Raw genomic sequence first — 16,235 nt, 5'->3', positions numbered from 1 at the left:
GCTATGGCCAGACCTCGTGTACTCTCCGGCATCCAGCCCACAGCGGACTCTTTCCACCTGGGCAACTACCTGGGTGCGGTCCGCCAGTGGGTCACCTTGCAGGAGACCCACGACGCCTTCTACTGCGTGGTCGACCTGCACGCGATCACCGTGCCGACCGAGCCCGCCGCCCTGCGCCGCCGCAGCCGCGTGGCCGCCGCGCAGCTCTTCGCCGCCGGTCTCGACCCGGAGCGTTCCACGGTCTTCGTGCAGTCCCACGTACGCGAGCACACGGAGCTCGCCTGGGTGCTGATCTGCCTCACCGGCATGGGCGAGGCCGCCAGGATGACGCAGTTCAAGGACAAGTCGGCCAAGTTCGGGGAGAGCGCGGCCAGCGTCGGCCTGTTCACCTACCCGGTCCTGCAGGCCGCCGACATCTTGATCTACCAGGCCAACCGCGTTCCGGTCGGAGCCGACCAGAAGCAGCACCTGGAGCTCACCCGCGACCTCGCACAGCGCTTCAACCACCGCTTCGGCGACACCTTCACGCTGCCGGAGCCGCACATCCTGAAGGAGGTCGAGAAGATCACCGATCTGCAGGACCCGACGGCGAAGATGTCGAAGTCGTCGTCGAGCCCCGCGGGCATCCTCGACGTCCTGGAGCAGCCGGGCCCGCTCCGCAAGAAGATCATGCGGGCGGTCACGGACACGGGGTCGGAGGTGCTCTTCGACGAGGAGAACAAGCCCGGCATCTCCAACCTGCTCCGCATCCAGTCCGCGCTGACCGGCACGCCCATCCCCGACCTGGTCGCGCGCTATGAGGGGCAGGGCTACGGCACGTTCAAGAAGGACGTGGCGGAGGCGGTCGTCGACGCCTTCGGTCCCATCAGGGAGCGCACGGAGAAGTTGCTGGCGGACGAGGCCGAGCTCGACCGCCTGCTGGCCATCGGGGCCGAGCGGGCGTCGGTGGTGGCCAAGCAGACCATGGCCGAGGTTCGCGACCGCGTGGGCTTCCTCCCCAAGCTGTAGGCCGCCGCCGTCAGGGGCGCTGACATATCCGGCGGAGGCTACGGCCTGTCGGCTGTCGGCTCCGCTCGTCCATTCGCCGGCAACTCGGCTGAGAGCTCGGCCGCCGTCGCGAGCTCTCCGGCGAGCGATTCGCGCTCGGCCGCGGACAACTCCAGCGCCCCCACCTCGCCGAGCAGCGCGGCCGCGGTGTCGTACGCGCCCGTCCGCAGCCGTAACTCGGCGAGGTAGACGAGTGCGGGCAGTCGCTGGGCGGGCGGCGCGTCGGCGTGCCGGGCGAGCCCGTTCTCCAGCACGCGGATGCCCGCCTCCTCGTCCCCATGAGAGTCGGCCTGGCGCGCGGCGGTGGCCACCACCCGCGCCAGCCGCCCCTCCGCCGGGGCCGGCTCGTCACCCGTGTCCTTGTGCCCGCTGATCCGCAGCCAGTTCCCGCCCGGATCGACCACCGAGAACCCGCTGGGAGTCCCCTGCCGGCGCCGGGGCCGGGTCATGCGCGGGATCCCCGACACCGGCACCTTTCCGAAGTCCGCGCGCAGCCCCGCCGCGAACGCCGCGTACAGCGCCTCCGTGTCCGGGACGATCAGGACCACGGTGCCCATGGAGTCGGCGGGATCGAACTCGGGCAGGGCGAAGAAGTGCAGGTCGATGCCGCCTCGGCGGACGGCGGCGAACGGGTTCGGGCGCTGCTGGCGGTAGGTCACCTCAAATCCGAGCGCGGTGTAGAAGGGCAGGACGTCGTCGAGGTCGCGGCAGGGCAGGCCGGGGATGACGGTCTCGGTACGCATGGAAACATCGTACGCTGTTCGGAGTATTTGACGCAGGAGGGTTTCCGGCATGGAGTACGCGGGGCGCGGTGACGCGGCGCGCACGATGGCGCTGCTCTGGGATGGCCTGCCCGCCCCCAGACGCGGGCCACGGCAGCGGCTCGACCTGCCGCGCATCGTCGACACCGCCGTCGCGCGGGCCGACCGCGCCGGGCCGGACGCCCTGTCGATGCGGACCCTGGCCCAGGCCCTCGGCATCGGCACGGCCTCGCTGTACACCTACGTTCCCGGCAAGGCCGAGTTGCTGGAGCTGATGGTCGAGCGGGTCGTGAGCGCGCAGCCCCTCCCCGCCGCCGGCGCCGGGTGGCGGGCGGGGCTGCTCGACCTGGCCACGTGCGATCTCGCCGCCCTGCGCGCCCACCCGTGGTTGCTGCAGGTGGCGACCTCGCGGACCGTGTTCGGGCCGCACGTCATCGCGCGCTACGACGCGGCGCTGGCCCTGCTCGACGGGTACGGCCTGGCGGCGATCGAGGTGGCGAACTGCGTGGCGGCCGTGGAGTCGTACACGCGGGGCGCCGGGTCGGTGGTCGTCGAGGCCGAGCAGGCGCCGGACCGCACCGGGAGCAGCGACGACGAGTGGTGGGAGCGGCGGGCCCCGCTCCTGGACGAGCGCATGGACGGGCGCTTCCCACGGCTCGCCGCGCTGAACGAGGCCGGGGCGTTCGCGGTGTCGGGCACCGCGCTGCCGTACACACTGCAACGCGCGCTGGACCGCTTCACCTTCGGCCTCGACCTCGTCCTGGACTCCATCGGCGCCCGGATCACGGCGGCCCACGAGTCCTGATCCAGAACTCCATCGGCGCCCGGATCACGGCGGCCCACGAGTCCTGATCCAGAACTCCATCGGCGCCCGGATCACGGCGTCCGGGGAGTCCTGACCCCGGCCCATTGCCATCTTCTCCTTAGCGGCGCTAAATTCGCCTTAGCGCTGCTAAGGAGCGAGTCATGAAACTGACAGCCATGGCGTCCGACGGCACCGAGGCCCGCGCCGCCGACGAAGGGGCGGGGCCGATCATCCTGGCCCTCCATCCGGGCCTCGACGACGGCGCCTCGTGGGGAAAGGTGGCCGCGCTGCTGGCCCCGCGCTTCCGCGTCGTGCGCCTGCACCGCCGCCGCTACCGGCTCGACCTCGCCGCGGACTCCTGCACGTTCGCGCAGGAGGTCGAGCACGTGCTCGCGGTGGCGCGAGCGCTCGGCGGCGGGCCGATGCTGCTCGTCGGCCACTCATCCGGCGCGGTGCCGGCCCTGGTGTCGCTGCTGGCCGGCGTGGGCGTGGCAGTCGTTCCGCGGATGCGCGCGCTGGTTCCCGCACAGATCGGGGACAGCGTGGCGATCGACGCGCTCGGCATCCGGCTCGGCGCCTACGCGCGGATCGAGGCGCCGGTGGTGCTGCTGGGCGGCGATCGCAGCCCAGCCCATCTGGGGGAGCGTCTCGACGCTCTGGCCAAAACGCTCCCGCAGGTGGAAAGGGTGGTGCTGCGCGGGCAGGGGCACGGGGCCCATGCCAAGGCGCCCGGCCGGGTCGCCGCCGTCATCGAGACGCTGGCCACCGAAGTCCTCGGCCCCGCCCGCTAGCGCGCCCGGCGAACCTCGCCGCCAACCGGGTGGCGGCCGGGCCCGGGGGTCGCGCTGGAGCGCTTCTCAGGGCCTCAGTTGCCGACCGGGTGGCGGTGGATCAGTGATGCCTGATGAGCCAGGGCTGAGGCCAGCGTGATCGCGTCCGGACTGCAGACACGCTCGCGGACCCCCGCCGCGCTCATCAGCGCCGTGACCGGCCGCCGCAACTCGGCCGTCCACCTGGCGACGCACGGCCCGTCCACCCGGACCTGGATCTCCCACGCCGGATACGTGCTCCGCAACACGTCGAGTTGCCGCGCGATGAGCAGGAGATCGACCTCGGCGGGGGCGCCGCCCCGCTCCTCGAACGAGATCATCTACGCCGCACCGCCCGGTGCAGGCGCAGCAGCGCCCGCAGCGAGGCGAGGCTGGGCCTGGTCAGCCGGGTCGTGTCCTGGATGGCTGTCCATCCTGACTGATCTCGCTCGAACGCCCACTCCGGGAATTCCCTGACGGCCTCTTGAAGTAGTCGTTCCATGACGAAATCGGCACTCGGCGCTGTGGTCATGAACGCAGAGTCGCACTCACGTGCCGGTCCGTGACGAACTCGGGCGACAGATCTCCCTGTTCGCGCGGACCGAACTCCGTGTTCGCTCAGCCCTGTGCTCGTTCAGGCTCCGTGTTGGCTCAGATCAGGATGCCGTGGCGTTCGGCGAGGTAACGCACCTCGGGAGCCCACGACGGCCGCGCCCGCCGCGCCAGAGACCGGACCATCTCTCTGAGCAGCAGCTTGTGGTCGAGCTCCTCCGGACACTCGCGCTCGATCCGCAGGAGGTGCAGCAGGCTGGCCGCGTCGTCGCCCAGGTCCTCGCACGCCCTGGCGACGTGGCCGAGGTGGGTGGTGCGCCGCTCGATCGACGGCGTGCGCCGCAGATCGATGTCGTCGGCGATGCGCAACACGGCCTCGGGGTGGCCGGTGTCGTTCTCGATGCTGGCCATGTGGATGGCGACGTTGGTGGGGCCGAAGAAGGCCAGGTCGTAAATGGCCGACCCGTCCTCGACGCGTTCGGCGAGTTGCGCCGCCGGTCCGCGTACCGTCTCTCTGGCCTCGTCGTCGTCACCCATGCGGGCCGCGCCGATCGCGGCGAGCAGGTGCAGCGCGCCGTACGCCTTGAGATGGCGCTCGTCGCCGTCGCCGACGTGCGGTTCGAGCGCCTCGAGGCCGCGCCGCGCGACGTCGTAGGCGATCTCGTGCATGTCGTCCGACAACATCGACTGCCCCAGGTTCCAGTACGCCCACGCGAGCATCAGCGGATCGGCCGACTCCTCGGCGAAGCGCATGGCCCGGTCTGCCGCGAGATGCGCGAGATCCACCCGGCGCAGATGCTTGAGCACCCCCCTGGCCAGCATGTACGCGTCCGTGGCGACGCTGTAGGCGGCCGGTGTGCGCTCCAGCGCGAGGTTCTCGGCGTCGGAGACCAGGGACGGCAGCGCCGCCATCAGGATCGAGTAGCGGCGCGTCGAGGTGAACCAGGCGTTGCGGGCCGCCGCCACCCGCTCCGAGAGCTGCTCGGCGTCGGGCGGCTCGATGTCGGGCGCCATGGACCTGCAGGTGAACAGGGCCCGTTCGATATCGCTTATCTGCGGCCGGCTCGGCTCGTGGGAGTCGCGCGGGGTCTCGCCTAGCAGCACGGCGGTGCGGACGCCCAGCACTTTGGCGATCTCCCGCAGGAGGGGCAGCGAGGGTGTGCGTTTGCCGTGCTCGATCAACTCGATGTGCCTGGGGGTGCAGCCGGACTGGGTCGCCAGCGCGGTGGTGCTCATGCCTCTGCGTTCGCGCTGGAGTCTGACCATTTGTCCGGTGCTGATTTCGGCCATGGGCAAGGAAGCCTCTCGGATTGGTCTGGACACTGCAAAGGCTAGGGCCCACCGGAGATCACCTGCATGGTTTCGGCCCTGCTCAGGAGGCGCCGCGTGGCGAATGGTGGGCCAGGAGGCGGGCCAGCAAACCGGTCAGTTGCTCGCGTTCCGGCCCGGTCAGCGGTGCCAGCAGGTCGTCCTGGAGCGAGTCGATCAGCTCGTGCAGCCGGCGCAGATGCCGCCGTCCCGGCGTGGTGATGGTGATGACGTTGCGGCGGCGGTCGTCGGGGTCGGCCGCGCGCTCGACAAAGCCGCGCTCCGCGAGCTCATTGATCACGGAGACCAGGTCGCTGCGGTAGATGCCGGTGAGTCTGCTCAGGCCGGCCTGGCTCACCGGACCGGCCTCGCGCAGGGCGACCAGTGCGGCGTAGTGCCACTTGCGCGCGTCCGCGCCGGCCAGCCCCTCGCTGACCAGGCGGTCGGCCTGCATCGCGACCAGCGACAACATCCGGCTGGGGAGCAACCGCAGCGGCGCGGGCGTGACCTGCTCGTCCATGGGGTCTGTCATGGCGGCGATCCTATCCGTTGCGTTAGTCGCACTAACGATGTAAGTTCGTTAGTGCGACAAACGTTAGTTACGCGAACGAAAGAGAAACGCATCATGTCCACGCTTGACGTGCTCGACTCGTCCCTTTACTACGAGGACTCCGGCGACGGCCGCCCCTTCGTCTTCCTGCACGGCAACCCCGCCACCTCCCACCTGTGGCGCAACGTGCTGCCGGGCGTGGCGGCGCCGGGCCGCCGGCTGCTCGCGCCCGACCTCGTCGGCATGGGCCGCTCGGGCAAGCCCGTCTCGCCGTACCGGTTCGGCGACCACGCCCGCTATCTCGACGCCTGGTTCGACGCCCTCGCGCTGGATGAGGTGGTCCTCGTGGGGCACGACTGGGGCGGGGCCCTCGCCTTCGACTGGGCGGCGCGCCATCCGGGGCGGGTGCGCGGGGTGGCCTTCATGGAGACGTTCGTCCGTCCCATGACCGGCAGCGACCTGAGTGAGGGCGCCCGCGCCCGCAGCGAGACCATTCGCGGGCCCGAGGGGGAGTCGCTGGTGCTCGATCAGGACTTCCTCGTGCGGACGGCGTTCACGGGCGGGGTGCGCACGGCTCTGAGCGCGGCGGAGATGGAGCCGTACCTGGCGCCCTACCCCACGCGCGAGAGCCGGCGCCCGCTGCTGGAGTGGGCGCGCTCGTTCCCGATCGACGGGGAGCCCGCCGACGTGTCCGAGCGGGTCGAGCGCTACAGCAAATGGCTCACGAGCAGTGACGACGTGCCCAAGCTGCTGCTCACCTTCGACTCCTCCCCGACGCTGCTGATCGGCCCCGAGATGGCGGCCTGGTGCGCGGAGAACGTCGCCGCCCTGCGGACCGTGCACTGCGGCCCCGCCGGGCACCACGCACCCGAGGACGCGCCGGACGTCATCGCCGCGGCGATCACCGCCTGGGCGGAAGGGCTCTGACCAGGGCGGATCCACTCAGGGCGGATCCACTCAGAGCGGATCCAACCGGCGGATCCAACAGGAGCGGATCCGACCGAAGCGGATCCGACCCAAGCGGAGTCAGCGGAAGCGGCGGCGGCCCATATGGGACATGACCTCGCGCAGGCTGTCCGCCGCCGCCCGCAAGGACTCCTCCGGCACCCCGGCCGCCACCTCGGCATAGGCTCGCCCGGAGGCCTGGACGGCCACCCCGGCCAGACGCAGCCCCTCGCCGGTGAGCTGGACCCACCGGCTGCGCGCGTCGCCCGGGTTGGCCTCCCGCTCCACGTATCCCGCGCTCTCCAGCCGCTGCAACACGTTGCTGATGCCCCCGAGGTCAGGAACAACGCCTTGGACAGCCCGGCGGCTCACGACCCGATCGGCGCCGTCGTGCTGAACGCCGACACCGCCTCGGTCGAGGCCGTCTTGGTCGGAGGGCGTGTCGTCAAGCGTGGTGGGCAGTTGATCCACCATGACGTGGCGTCGGTCCTCGCGACCCTGGCAGCATCGGCCGGCATGGTCGTGAGAGAGTGACCGGGCTCCGGCGGCAGAAGAGGGCGTGATGGCGAGTCTGGGAAGGCGGATCGAGTCGGTCAAAGCCTGGGGCCGGGCCAAGGTGGCCTACTGGCGGGTCCGCAGGCCGGCCGTCGACCATCTCATCAGGGCGGTCCAGCGCTACCAGGTCCAGACCGGCGACCTGCTGGCGGGCGCGGTCACCTACTTCGCCTTCCTGTCCTTCTTCCCGCTGCTGGCGCTGTCGTACGCGGTGCTCGGCTACGTGGCGGCGGCCAGCGAGCCCACCAGGATCGCCCTGGAGGAGGCCATCGTCGACCGGCTGCCGGGCATCACCGAGCAGCTCGACATCGACTCCATCTTCAGGGCCAAGGAGACCGCCGGGATCATCGGCCTGCTCGGCCTCCTCTACGCCGGGCTCGGCGCGATCGACGCGCTGCGCTCGGCGTTGCGGCAGATGTCGATGACCACCGAGCCGCCGCTCAACTTCTTCGTCGGCAAGGCGCGCGACCTCGTCTCGATCGTCCTGATCGGGATCACGATGATCACCTCCGTGCTGGTCGCGGGGTTCGCCACCACGGCCACGGACAAGGTCCTGCACTTCGTCTTCGGCAGCGAGTCGGCGCTGGCCACCCTCGGCCTGCGGGTCCTCGGCGTGGTGGCGGGCGTGGGGGCCGACTGGCTGCTGTTCGTGATCCTGCTCGGCTGGGTGGCCCGGCTCACCCAGCCGTTCCGGACGATCGCCAGGGGGGCGTTGCTGGGCGCGATCGGATTCGGGCTGCTCAAGCAGGTGGCCACGCTGTTGCTGGCGACGACCCTGGGCAATCCGGTCTATGGCGCGTTCACCGTCATCGTCGGGCTGCTGATCTGGATCAACTTCTCGGCGCGGCTGGTGCTCCACGTGGCCGCCTGGACGGCCACAGCCGGGCTCTGCCCGCCGCCCGAGCCGACACCGCCCCCAGGCCTGGAGATCCAGCCTGGCGCGGCCTCAGAGCCGCCCACGCCACGCCCGGCCTCGGAGGGCGTCGCGCCGGGCTCGGAGCCTGCCGCGCCGCGCCTGGCGTCAAAGTCCGCCGCGCCGGACTCGGAGTCCGCCGCGCCGCGCCAGGACCCAGAGTCTGCCGCGCCGGGCTCGGAGTCCGCCACGCCACGCCCGGCGTCAGGGGCGTGACGACCTGCTGCGCCGGCGGCGGATGCCGAACGCCAGCCAGACCAGCCCGAACAGCAGCCCGCCGCCGATCACCACCGAGCCGACCGTCCTGGTCGAGTCGGTCTGCTTGCGGGCGGCGGAGTCCAGCAACGGCGGCTGGGCCGCCGGGGTGACCGAGGTGCCGGGCGAGGCGGGCGGCGGTGCGGCCTGCACGTCGGGCAGCGGGTTGACCAGCGTGCCGACGGGCGCGACCTTGCCCCTGACGGAGAAGCCCCAGTCGAGCAGGTCGGCCACCTCCTCCCAGAAGTAGCCCTCGTGCCGCATGATGCTGACCACGATCGTGTGCCCGCCGCGGGTGGCCGCGCCGACGAAGCTGCCCTGCGCCTTCGACGTCCAGCCGTTCTTGACGCCGATCATCCCCTTGTACCGCCAGAGCAGCTTGTTGTGGTTGCTGATCTCGTAGTGGCCCTTGGGCGCCGGGAACGTGGAGGTCTTCGTGCTGATGTAGCGCTTGAACTCCGGGTTGGCCAGCCCGGCCCGGGCGATCAGCGCCAGGTCGTACGCCGAGCTGCTCTGCCCCGGCTTGTCCAGGCCGCTGGGCGTCTTGGCCACGGTGTCGTTGGCCTGCAGCCGCTTGGCCTCGGCGTTCATGTCCTGCATGGTCTTGGGGACGCCGCCGTTGGTCTCGGCCAGCGCCATGGCCGCGTCGTTGCCCGACGACATCATCAGCGCCTTGAACAGGTCGTCGATCTTGTACGTCGCCTTGACCGACAGGCCGACCGCGGTGCCCTCCTGGTTGCAGGCGTTGTGGCTGGGCCGGATCTTGCGGTTCTTGTCGAGCTTGGGTATCAGCGTCAGCGCGGTCAGCGCCTTCAGCGTGCTGGCCGGCAGGTAGCGCCCGTGGGCGTCCTTGGCCGCCAGCACCTGACCCGTGTCCACGTCCGCGATGACGTAGGACGTAGCCTGGGTCTTGGGCGGCTTCTTGGCGCCTTCGGGTGTCACCAGGCCGCGGCTGCCCAATGCCTCGCCACCGACGGGCGTCGTCGGTGCGGCGTACGCGGTCCCGCCGGTGAGCGAGACCGAGGCGATGAGTGCCGTGACCGGCACGATTTTCGTCCACATGGCGGTCTCAGCGTAGCTTCGTGTTCGTGCCCATGTGGCGTCACATCCCCCGAAGATCCACCTTCGATACTAGAGAGACGGGCATGTCGCGAAAGATCGCCGGATTCCTCATCATCCTGGGCGCGTTCATGATTTTCGAGTGGGTGCAGCTTGGGTTTAACTTGGCCGACGGGCATCCGACCAGCTTCTACGTGGTGCACGGGATCCTGATCGCGGTGAACATCATCCTCGCCATCGTCCTGGGAGTCATCGGCTGGCGCGCCCTCAGGGCCCGCCGGAAGGCCGGGGACGCTCGCGGATGATCAGGCGGTCTCGGGGCCGCAGAGCAGCCGGCGGGTGAGGGCGTGGAGTTCGTCCGCCTCCTCGCGTGAGTCGCCGATGGAGGTGAAGCCCAGCTTCCCGTGCTCCGGGATGGCGCCGAGCAGGTGGAAGACGTTCCCGGTGCGCCGCTGCGCGTCGAACCCCACCCCGAGCCGGTCCGCCATGCGCATGACCTCGCCGGGGGAGCGGCCGAGCAGGCAGGAGGCGGCGCAGTTGTCGGTCGCGGTGTAGTACTTCGGCTGGTCGCCGGTCTTGAGCAGGCCGTCGGCCGGATCGTAGGTCGCCCCGGTCGTCAGCACGGCGGCGCCGAACGGATGCGTGGTGCCGCCGATGCGCAGGTTGATCTCGCACAGCAGCGCCGCGTACCCGGCGTCGGCCTTCAGCGCGAAGAAGTCCATGCCGAACAGCCCGACCACGCCCCTGTCGGCCAGGATGCGCGCGATCCGGTCCGCCGACGCGCCCACCTCCGCGCGGTACTCCGGCGCGGCGGGGAACGTGCAGCCCTGGTAGACGTGGCCGTTGTTGCCGCCGAGCACCTGGTCGTGCGTGGCGAGCACCTGTGCCTGCCCGCCCGGCGTGACCTGGGCCAGCGCGCTCGGATAGTAGAGCGGGCGATGCTCGATGAACTCCTCGACCACCGCCCCCCGTTCCCGGATCTTCGCGGTGTAGCTGCTCCAGGTCTCCCCGGCCGCGGAGAAGCTCGTCTGCGATCTGTCGGCCTTGGCGACGATCGCGTTGCCGAGCCCGGAGTAGCCGTCGTTCAGCTTGACGATCACCCGCTCACCCGGCAGGGCCTCCATCGCCTCCTCGATCTCGAGCACCGTGCGCACGTCGGCGAAGCCGCGCGCCATCGGCACGCCCGCCTCCCTGCCCACCTCTCTGGCGCCGCTCTTGGAGCCGTAGTAGGCCAGAGCGGTGGCCGGACCGTAGACGGGGACGCTGAGTGACGCGGCGAGCTCCTCCTCCAGCTCGCTGAGGACGAACGGCACCAGGCACGCGTCGCCGTCGATGGCCGTGCGCACCTGCTCCAGAACGTCGGGGCGGCGGAGCAGGTTTCTGGTCAGCGGCTGGGACCAGGGGTCGTCGAGCGTGATCAGCGTCAGGCGCTTGGCGGCGTCATCCGGATCGGGCAGGAACGCGAAGTAGTACTCGACGATGTCGGGATCGATCGGCGCGGAGGAGAGGTAGATCACCTTAACTCCGGGCTCGCGGAGGGTGAGCAGGAGGAACAGCAGGCGTTCCTCGTACGATCTGGCCGCCGTGATGCGGCGGAGCTCATCCTGCGGAAGGGAGAGCGAGGGTACGACCACCAGGGTCCCCTCGCCCGGCTCGAAGAGGCTTAACCCAGCACACTTCTCCCCGAACGGGATATTAGTGATCATACAGCGAGTGAAACACGCATTCTTCTCAGATGCAGCCATCGTTGAAGTGTGATGACCATGACATAAGGTGACAGGATTCGGAATCGCTGACCACGTTTGGAAGTGGCGACAACGGGTCACCATCTAATGATCCCTTGTGACTATTTCCGGGTCAGCCAGACCTTCACTGACCGTGACGACCTGCGGTTACGGTCAGGCTGTCGGCTAGCTTTCGGAGTATCTGTCGGCGCGAAGCCGCACAGGGGCGATAAAGTCGAAGCATCGCCATCGGGCTCACGGCCAACCGCTGTGCGCTCGGGCAGCAGCGGCACTCGCGACCGATAACGCAAGGCCCGTGCTGACGATCTCGCGCACCGAACCCAGCGGGTGTGTCTTTTGATTCGCCGAGCGGCCGCTCGACCGGGTGGGCCACCGCGGGATGGACGACCAGTGACAGCGATGAGCCGCGATGGCCAGCACGTGGGGCGGGCGGCATGGGACGGGATGGTGACATATGCGGGGACGTGAGCTTCGGGGGGAACTCGACGCGTTCCTGGCGGAGACCGAGCAGGATCTCGTGGCGTTCCGCCGCGACCTCCACATGCACCCTGAGCTCGCCTTCGCCGAATATCGCACGACACAGCGGATCGCCGAGCGGCTCACCGCCGCCGGGCTGACCCCTTCGGTGCTGCCCCGCGGCACCGGGCTGATCTGCGACGTGGGCACCGGCGACGGCCCGATCGTCGCCCTGCGGGCCGACATCGACGCGCTGCCGCTGCAGGACGAGAAGGACGTGTCCTACCGCTCGACCGTGGCCGGGGCCTGCCACGCGTGCGGTCACGACGTGCACACCACGGCGCTGCTCGGCACCTCGATCTTCCTCGCCCAGCAGGCCGCCGCGGGCCTGCTGCCCGGCCGGGTGCGGCTGATCTTCCAGCCCGCCGAGGAGTTGCCCGGCGGCGCGCTGGAGGTCATGGCCCAGGGCGGCATCAGCGGCGTCGACCGCATCTTCGGCCTGCACTGCGACCCCCGGGTCGACGTCGGCCAGGTCGGGCTCAGGTCCGGCCCGATCACCTCGGCCTGCGACAAGCTGACCATCCGGGTCTCGGGCCCCGGCGGCCACACCGCCAGGCCCCATCTGACCGCCGACCTGGTCTTCGCCCTGGCCAAGATCCTGACCGAGCTGCCCGCGGCCCTGTCGCGCCGCGTCGATCCGCGCTCCTCGCTCAGCCTCGTCTGGGGCCGGGTCGAGGCCGGCTCGGCGGCCAACGCGATCCCCGACGACGGCATCGCCCAGGGCACGATCCGCTGTCTCGACGAGAACGCCTGGCACGCCGCTCCCGACCTGATCAAGTCCCTCCTGGAGTCGGTGGCCGGCGCCTACGGCATCGAGGCCACGATGGACTACACCCGCGGCGTGCCGCCGGTGGTCAACGACGAGGTCAGCGTCGAGATGCTGGCCGAGGCCACCGAGCGGGCGCTGGGCGCGGGCGCGGTGGTCCCGACCCAGCAGTCGCTCGGCGGCGAGGACTTCGCCTGGTATCTCGAGTCGATCCCCGGCGCGTTCGCGCGCCTGGGCACCCGCTCTCCCGACGGCGTCACCTACGACATCCACCAGGGCACGTTCGACGTGGACGAGAAGGCGATCCCGATGGGCGTGCGGGTCCTGGCCACCACCGCGCTCACCGCGCTGTGGGACGTCGGCCCGCTCGACTCGATCACCAGCGCCATGGCCTAGAGCAGCTTGCCGAAGACCACGGGCAGTCGCAGCGACGACTGCCCGGGGGCGACCGTGATCCGGGTGCCCGGCGGATAGCGCAGCGTGTAGTCGTAGTCGGTCGAGATGATCACCAGGCCCAGCCGGTGGCCCTTCTTGAACACGTAGTCCGTCGGCTGGAAGTCCCAGGTGAAGCCGTAGTCCCGGCCGGCCGCCACCGGCTCGGTCCGGTCCGCCCGGTGCCGGTTGCGCACGTCGAGCCAGCCCCTGGTGACGATCTTGTACGGCGTACTGGCCGTGCCGAGCGTCCTGAGCGCGGTGCAGCCCGTGTCACCCGGGATGCCCTGCCCGTAGCAGTAGGTCTGGCCCGTCGGCACCAGGGTGCCGTTCGGGCGGACGTCCGTGCCGTAGTCCACCAGCAACGCCGTCAGGTACGGCGACGCGCCGCCCGCCAGCGAGGCCCGCACCGACACCGTCGGCGTGCCGGAGATCCGCACGTCGGCGGGGAGCGCCCCGGTCAGGTACGCCAGCCGGTTCGGATCCGCCCCCGTCGCCTCCACCAGTTGCTCGGCCGTCCTGGCCTTCTGGTCGGTGAACGTCTCCTTGGCCGACCGCGGGCGCGGGAACAGGTCGAGTTTCGAGCCCGAGCCCAGCCAGAGCGGCACCGTGGCCGTGCCGGGCAGCGGCCACGAGGCGTGCTGGGCCCACTGGCCGGCCGCGATCTCCACGTCCGCCTGCGGCTCGCGCATGATGCCGGAGTCGATGCCGTACAGCCAGTGGTCGAACCAGCCGTGCAGCTGGCGCAGCCACTCGGTGGTGCGCAGGTTGAAGGGGTTCATGTGGGTGCCCTGGTGCAGCCAGATCTTGCGCGGTACGTGCCGCTTGGACAGGGCGTACCACCACTGGGCGAACTGCTTGGTCTTGACGTTCCAGTCGTTGAGCCCGTGCACGAGGAAGACGCTGGCCTTGACCTTGTGCACGCCGTTGAGGTAGTTGCGGGCGTCCCAGAGCGGGCTGTAGTCGCCGGTGACGCGGTCCTGGGCCGCGGTGATGCCGTCGATCAGCGCGCCGCAGACCTCCTCGCCGTCGTCCCTGGTCAGCACGTATTTGGCGAGCACGTCCAGGTCCTCGCCCTGGAAGCCGCCCGGGGCCAGGACGCCGCCGTTGGCGCGGTAGTAGTCGTACCAGCTGGAGATGGAGGCGATCGGGACGATCGTCTCCAGGCCCTTGACGCCCGTCGCGGCGACCGCGTTCGGCAGTGTGCCGTTGTAGGAGACGCCGATCATGCCGACCTTGCCCGTCGACCAGGTGGCCTCGACCGCGGCGCCGGCGGCGTCGAAGCCCTTGGCGCGGCCGTTCAGCCAGTCGATCGCGGCCTTCGGCCCGGCCGTCTCGTTGACGTCGCCGGAGGTGGGGCAGCCGGTGGCGCGGCCGCTGCCGAGGTTCTCCACCAGTGCGATGGCGTAGCCGCGGGGGAGGAAGTAGTTGTCGTAGTAGCCGTCGAACGGCTCGGCGGCCAGCTTGGTGGCGAGCGCGCTCATGGCGGGCAGCGGGTTGCCGTTCTCGTCCACGTCCACGGGATGGTTGGCGACGTCGTTGCCGCCCGCGTAGTAGGGGCTGGCCTCCATGATCACCGGGACCTTCAGTCCCTCGTCGGTCTCCTTGGGCCGCAGGATGTCCACGGCGACCCGGTCGGGCTTGCCGTCGTTGTCGCTGTCGGTCCCCTCCACCTCGACGAACACCGTCTGCGTGATGGCGTCCGCCCGGGAGAAGACGGGCTGGGTGGCGTTGTTCTCGACCTTGATCGCGGGGGTGCCTGCCGTGGCCGGAGTGGTGCCGGTCAGCGCCACGACAAGTAGCGCGGCCAGCGGCACGGCCAGTGCCTTGCGAGGATGCATGCGGGGCTCCGATACGAAAATTCCACCGTCGCAGGGAATGTCTGCCATGATCGAGCCTCCGGCAAGGGGGGACGCTGCCCCAAAATTGGGCAAAATTTTCCGCGAATGCCGGAGTGCCGGAACCTGCATTCAGGTCACGGACGCGACTGATGTCGATAACGGAGCGGTTGCGACCCTGTGTGCCGGTTTGGTTCGCCCTGGTCAAGCAACTATCTTCCGTGCAGATGCCGTACGTTTCTTCGCGCCTGCGATGAAGTTTCGCCAGCGGCGGAAGCGGCGGGGACATGGAAGGGAGTCGCCTTGCTCGGCAAGCGATTCAACAGGATGACGCTCGGCTCGGTGGCCGGCGTCATGCTCATGGCAGTGGCCGCATGCGGCGGCAGTGGTGGCGGTACCACGGCCAGCGAAGCGCCGAGCAGTGCCGGCGCGAGCAGCGAGGCTACGAAGAGCGCGCTCAAGGTGGGGCTGGCGTTCGACGTCGGCGGGCGGGGTGACAAGTCCTTCAACGACGCCGCGTACGCCGGTCTGGAGAAGGCCAAGACGGACCTCGGCGCGGAGATCAAGGAGCTGAGCCCGGCGGCCGACGGCTCCAACCGCGGTGACCTCCTGCGTCAGCTCGCCGACGCCGGCTACAACCCGATCATCGGTGTCGGCTTCGCCTACGGCGAGGACATCAAGAAGACCGCGACCGAATACCCGGACATCGAGTTCGCGGTCGTCGACTCCGCGTCCAACGGGCCGAACGTGACCGGCCTGCTGTTCGCCGAGGAGCAGGGCTCCTACCTGGCGGGCGTCGCCGCGGCGCTCAAGTCGGAGAGCGGCCACGTCGGCTTCGTCGGCGGCGTCGAGAACGACCTGATCAAGAAGTTCCAGGCCGGCTACGAGGCCGGTGTGAAGTCGGTCAAGGCGGACGCCAAGATCGACGTCAAGTACCTCACCCCCGACGGTGACTTCACCGGCTTCAAGGCCCCCGACAAGGGCAAGGTCGCGGCGGAGAAGATGTACCAGGACGGTGCGGACATCGTCTACCACGCCGCCGGCGACTCCGGGCTCGGCGTGTTCCAGGCGGCGGCCGCGGCCAAGAAGCTGGCCATCGGCGTCGACTCCGACCAGCGTCAGACCGTCAAGGAGGCCGACCTCCAGCCGGTCATCATGACCTCGATGCTCAAGCGCGTCGACGTCGGCGTCTTCGAGTTCATCAAGGCGTTCCAGGGCGGCACCAAGGGCGGCAGCAACGTGACGTACGACCTCAAGGTCGACGGCGTGGGCCTGTCCACCACCGGTGGCGACATCGATGACATCAAGGACAAGCTCGACGCTGCCAAGCAGGGCATCGTCGACGGCAAAATTACGGTTCCGGCTAAGCCTTAACCTGG

Annotated in this window: 17 protein-coding genes; 8 read left to right on the top strand and 9 right to left on the bottom strand. The window is 70.0% G+C overall.

Translation table 11 applies throughout. The annotated features are described in order from the left end of the window. The first annotated feature begins 3 nt into the window (after positions 1-3). Positions 4-1,008, top strand: coding sequence for a tryptophan--tRNA ligase (gene trpS, locus ACWD0F_RS02925; RefSeq protein WP_449872191.1), 1,005 nt, complete (start codon positions 4-6; stop codon positions 1,006-1,008). A gap of 38 nt (positions 1,009-1,046) precedes the next feature. Here trpS and ACWD0F_RS02920 read toward each other — a convergent pair whose 3' ends face one another. After that, entirely contained in the window at positions 1,047-1,790 is a 744-nt protein-coding gene (locus ACWD0F_RS02920; protein WP_449872190.1) for a bleomycin resistance protein, read from the bottom strand. A 49-nt stretch (positions 1,791-1,839) separates the two neighbouring features. On the opposite strand from ACWD0F_RS02920, the gene ACWD0F_RS02915 reads away from it, so the two are divergent. Together ACWD0F_RS02915 and ACWD0F_RS02910 are read left to right on the top strand one after the other, a co-directional pair. Next, positions 1,840-2,613 carry a TetR/AcrR family transcriptional regulator C-terminal domain-containing protein gene (locus tag ACWD0F_RS02915; protein ID WP_449872188.1) on the top strand — a complete coding sequence of 258 codons (774 nt, stop codon included), beginning with the start codon at positions 1,840-1,842 and terminating at the stop codon, positions 2,611-2,613. Positions 2,614-2,774: 161 nt separating this feature from the next. Then, positions 2,775-3,404 carry an alpha/beta fold hydrolase gene (locus ACWD0F_RS02910; RefSeq protein WP_449872186.1) on the top strand — a complete coding sequence of 210 codons (630 nt, stop codon included), beginning with the start codon at positions 2,775-2,777 and terminating at the stop codon, positions 3,402-3,404. Positions 3,405-3,478: 74 nt separating this feature from the next. Here ACWD0F_RS02910 and ACWD0F_RS02905 read toward each other — a convergent pair whose 3' ends face one another. The 4 genes from ACWD0F_RS02905 to ACWD0F_RS02890 all read right to left on the bottom strand — a co-directional run bounded on the left by ACWD0F_RS02905 (position 3,479) and on the right by ACWD0F_RS02890 (position 5,814). Next, a complete protein-coding gene (locus ACWD0F_RS02905; RefSeq protein ID WP_449872184.1) occupies positions 3,479-3,763 on the bottom strand; it encodes a hypothetical protein in 285 nt (94 codons plus the stop codon). After that, complete coding sequence (locus ACWD0F_RS02900) at positions 3,760-3,954, bottom strand: hypothetical protein (protein WP_449872182.1); 195 nt, start codon at positions 3,952-3,954, stop codon at positions 3,760-3,762. The genes ACWD0F_RS02905 and ACWD0F_RS02900 overlap by 4 nt, the downstream gene beginning before the upstream one ends. A gap of 119 nt (positions 3,955-4,073) precedes the next feature. Then, positions 4,074-5,240 carry a helix-turn-helix domain-containing protein gene (locus ACWD0F_RS02895; RefSeq protein WP_449872180.1) on the bottom strand — a complete coding sequence of 389 codons (1,167 nt, stop codon included), beginning with the start codon at positions 5,238-5,240 and terminating at the stop codon, positions 4,074-4,076. 106 nt (positions 5,241-5,346) lie between these two features. Further along, entirely contained in the window at positions 5,347-5,814 is a 468-nt protein-coding gene (locus ACWD0F_RS02890) for a MarR family winged helix-turn-helix transcriptional regulator (protein ID WP_449872178.1), read from the bottom strand. A 51-nt stretch (positions 5,815-5,865) separates the two neighbouring features. On the opposite strand from ACWD0F_RS02890, the gene ACWD0F_RS02885 reads away from it, so the two are divergent. After that, complete coding sequence (locus ACWD0F_RS02885; RefSeq protein WP_449872176.1) at positions 5,866-6,759, top strand: haloalkane dehalogenase; 894 nt, start codon at positions 5,866-5,868, stop codon at positions 6,757-6,759. A gap of 99 nt (positions 6,760-6,858) precedes the next feature. Here the strand turns inward: ACWD0F_RS02885 and ACWD0F_RS02880 are convergent, their stop codons facing one another. Continuing rightward, positions 6,859-7,251: a MarR family winged helix-turn-helix transcriptional regulator gene (locus ACWD0F_RS02880; protein ID WP_449872174.1), complete on the bottom strand. Its 393-nt coding sequence runs from the start codon at positions 7,249-7,251 to the stop codon at positions 6,859-6,861. Between the two features lie 88 nt (positions 7,252-7,339). On the opposite strand from ACWD0F_RS02880, the gene ACWD0F_RS02875 reads away from it, so the two are divergent. Next, entirely contained in the window at positions 7,340-8,461 is a 1,122-nt protein-coding gene (locus ACWD0F_RS02875) for a YhjD/YihY/BrkB family envelope integrity protein (RefSeq protein ID WP_449872172.1), read from the top strand. On the opposite strand, the gene ACWD0F_RS02870 is transcribed toward ACWD0F_RS02875, so the two are convergent. Continuing rightward, positions 8,450-9,562 carry a D-alanyl-D-alanine carboxypeptidase family protein gene (locus tag ACWD0F_RS02870; protein WP_449872170.1) on the bottom strand — a complete coding sequence of 371 codons (1,113 nt, stop codon included), beginning with the start codon at positions 9,560-9,562 and terminating at the stop codon, positions 8,450-8,452. The genes ACWD0F_RS02875 and ACWD0F_RS02870 overlap by 12 nt on opposite strands. Positions 9,563-9,645: 83 nt before the next feature. On the opposite strand from ACWD0F_RS02870, the gene ACWD0F_RS02865 reads away from it, so the two are divergent. After that, positions 9,646-9,864, top strand: coding sequence for an SCO4848 family membrane protein (locus ACWD0F_RS02865; protein ID WP_449872168.1), 219 nt, complete (start codon positions 9,646-9,648; stop codon positions 9,862-9,864). Here the strand turns inward: ACWD0F_RS02865 and ACWD0F_RS02860 are convergent, their stop codons facing one another. Continuing rightward, positions 9,865-11,193, bottom strand: a complete 1,329-nt coding sequence (locus ACWD0F_RS02860; protein WP_449872166.1) for a peptide ligase PGM1-related protein — start codon at positions 11,191-11,193, stop codon at positions 9,865-9,867. It lies immediately after the preceding gene. A gap of 565 nt (positions 11,194-11,758) precedes the next feature. Between ACWD0F_RS02860 and ACWD0F_RS02855 the strand changes: the two genes are divergently transcribed. Then, positions 11,759-12,982 carry a M20 family metallopeptidase gene (locus tag ACWD0F_RS02855; RefSeq protein WP_449872164.1) on the top strand — a complete coding sequence of 408 codons (1,224 nt, stop codon included), beginning with the start codon at positions 11,759-11,761 and terminating at the stop codon, positions 12,980-12,982. Here the strand turns inward: ACWD0F_RS02855 and ACWD0F_RS02850 are convergent. Beyond that, positions 12,979-14,859, bottom strand: coding sequence for a Xaa-Pro dipeptidyl-peptidase (locus ACWD0F_RS02850; RefSeq protein WP_449872162.1), 1,881 nt, complete (start codon positions 14,857-14,859; stop codon positions 12,979-12,981). The genes ACWD0F_RS02855 and ACWD0F_RS02850 overlap by 4 nt on opposite strands. 300 nt (positions 14,860-15,159) lie before the next feature. Between ACWD0F_RS02850 and ACWD0F_RS02845 the strand changes: the two genes are divergently transcribed. Then, the gene (locus ACWD0F_RS02845) at positions 15,160-16,230 is read left to right on the top strand and encodes a BMP family lipoprotein (protein WP_449872160.1); all 1,071 of its coding nucleotides are present in this window, start codon (positions 15,160-15,162) and stop codon (positions 16,228-16,230) included. The last annotated feature ends 5 nt before the right edge of the window (positions 16,231-16,235 follow it).

The organism is Nonomuraea sp. NPDC002799, assembly GCF_053592075.1.
The sequence above is the reverse complement of the archived record's forward strand: the minus strand, read 5'-3'. Positions and strand labels throughout refer to the sequence as shown.

Coding starts and splice junctions, on each gene's coding strand:
- trpS (WP_449872191.1), top strand. CDS start 4: ATGGCCAGACCTCGTGTACTCTCCGGCATCCAGCCCACAGCGGACTCT.
- ACWD0F_RS02920 (WP_449872190.1), bottom strand. CDS start 1,790: ATGCGTACCGAGACCGTCATCCCCGGCCTGCCCTGCCGCGACCTCGAC.
- ACWD0F_RS02915 (WP_449872188.1), top strand. CDS start 1,840: ATGGAGTACGCGGGGCGCGGTGACGCGGCGCGCACGATGGCGCTGCTC.
- ACWD0F_RS02910 (WP_449872186.1), top strand. CDS start 2,775: ATGAAACTGACAGCCATGGCGTCCGACGGCACCGAGGCCCGCGCCGCC.
- ACWD0F_RS02905 (WP_449872184.1), bottom strand. CDS start 3,763: ATGATCTCGTTCGAGGAGCGGGGCGGCGCCCCCGCCGAGGTCGATCTC.
- ACWD0F_RS02900 (WP_449872182.1), bottom strand. CDS start 3,954: ATGACCACAGCGCCGAGTGCCGATTTCGTCATGGAACGACTACTTCAA.
- ACWD0F_RS02895 (WP_449872180.1), bottom strand. CDS start 5,240: ATGGTCAGACTCCAGCGCGAACGCAGAGGCATGAGCACCACCGCGCTG.
- ACWD0F_RS02890 (WP_449872178.1), bottom strand. CDS start 5,814: ATGACAGACCCCATGGACGAGCAGGTCACGCCCGCGCCGCTGCGGTTG.
- ACWD0F_RS02880 (WP_449872174.1), bottom strand. CDS start 7,251: ATGGTGGATCAACTGCCCACCACGCTTGACGACACGCCCTCCGACCAA.
- ACWD0F_RS02875 (WP_449872172.1), top strand. CDS start 7,340: ATGGCGAGTCTGGGAAGGCGGATCGAGTCGGTCAAAGCCTGGGGCCGG.
- ACWD0F_RS02870 (WP_449872170.1), bottom strand. CDS start 9,562: ATGTGGACGAAAATCGTGCCGGTCACGGCACTCATCGCCTCGGTCTCG.
- ACWD0F_RS02865 (WP_449872168.1), top strand. CDS start 9,646: ATGTCGCGAAAGATCGCCGGATTCCTCATCATCCTGGGCGCGTTCATG.
- ACWD0F_RS02855 (WP_449872164.1), top strand. CDS start 11,759: ATGCGGGGACGTGAGCTTCGGGGGGAACTCGACGCGTTCCTGGCGGAG.
- ACWD0F_RS02850 (WP_449872162.1), bottom strand. CDS start 14,859: ATGCATCCTCGCAAGGCACTGGCCGTGCCGCTGGCCGCGCTACTTGTC.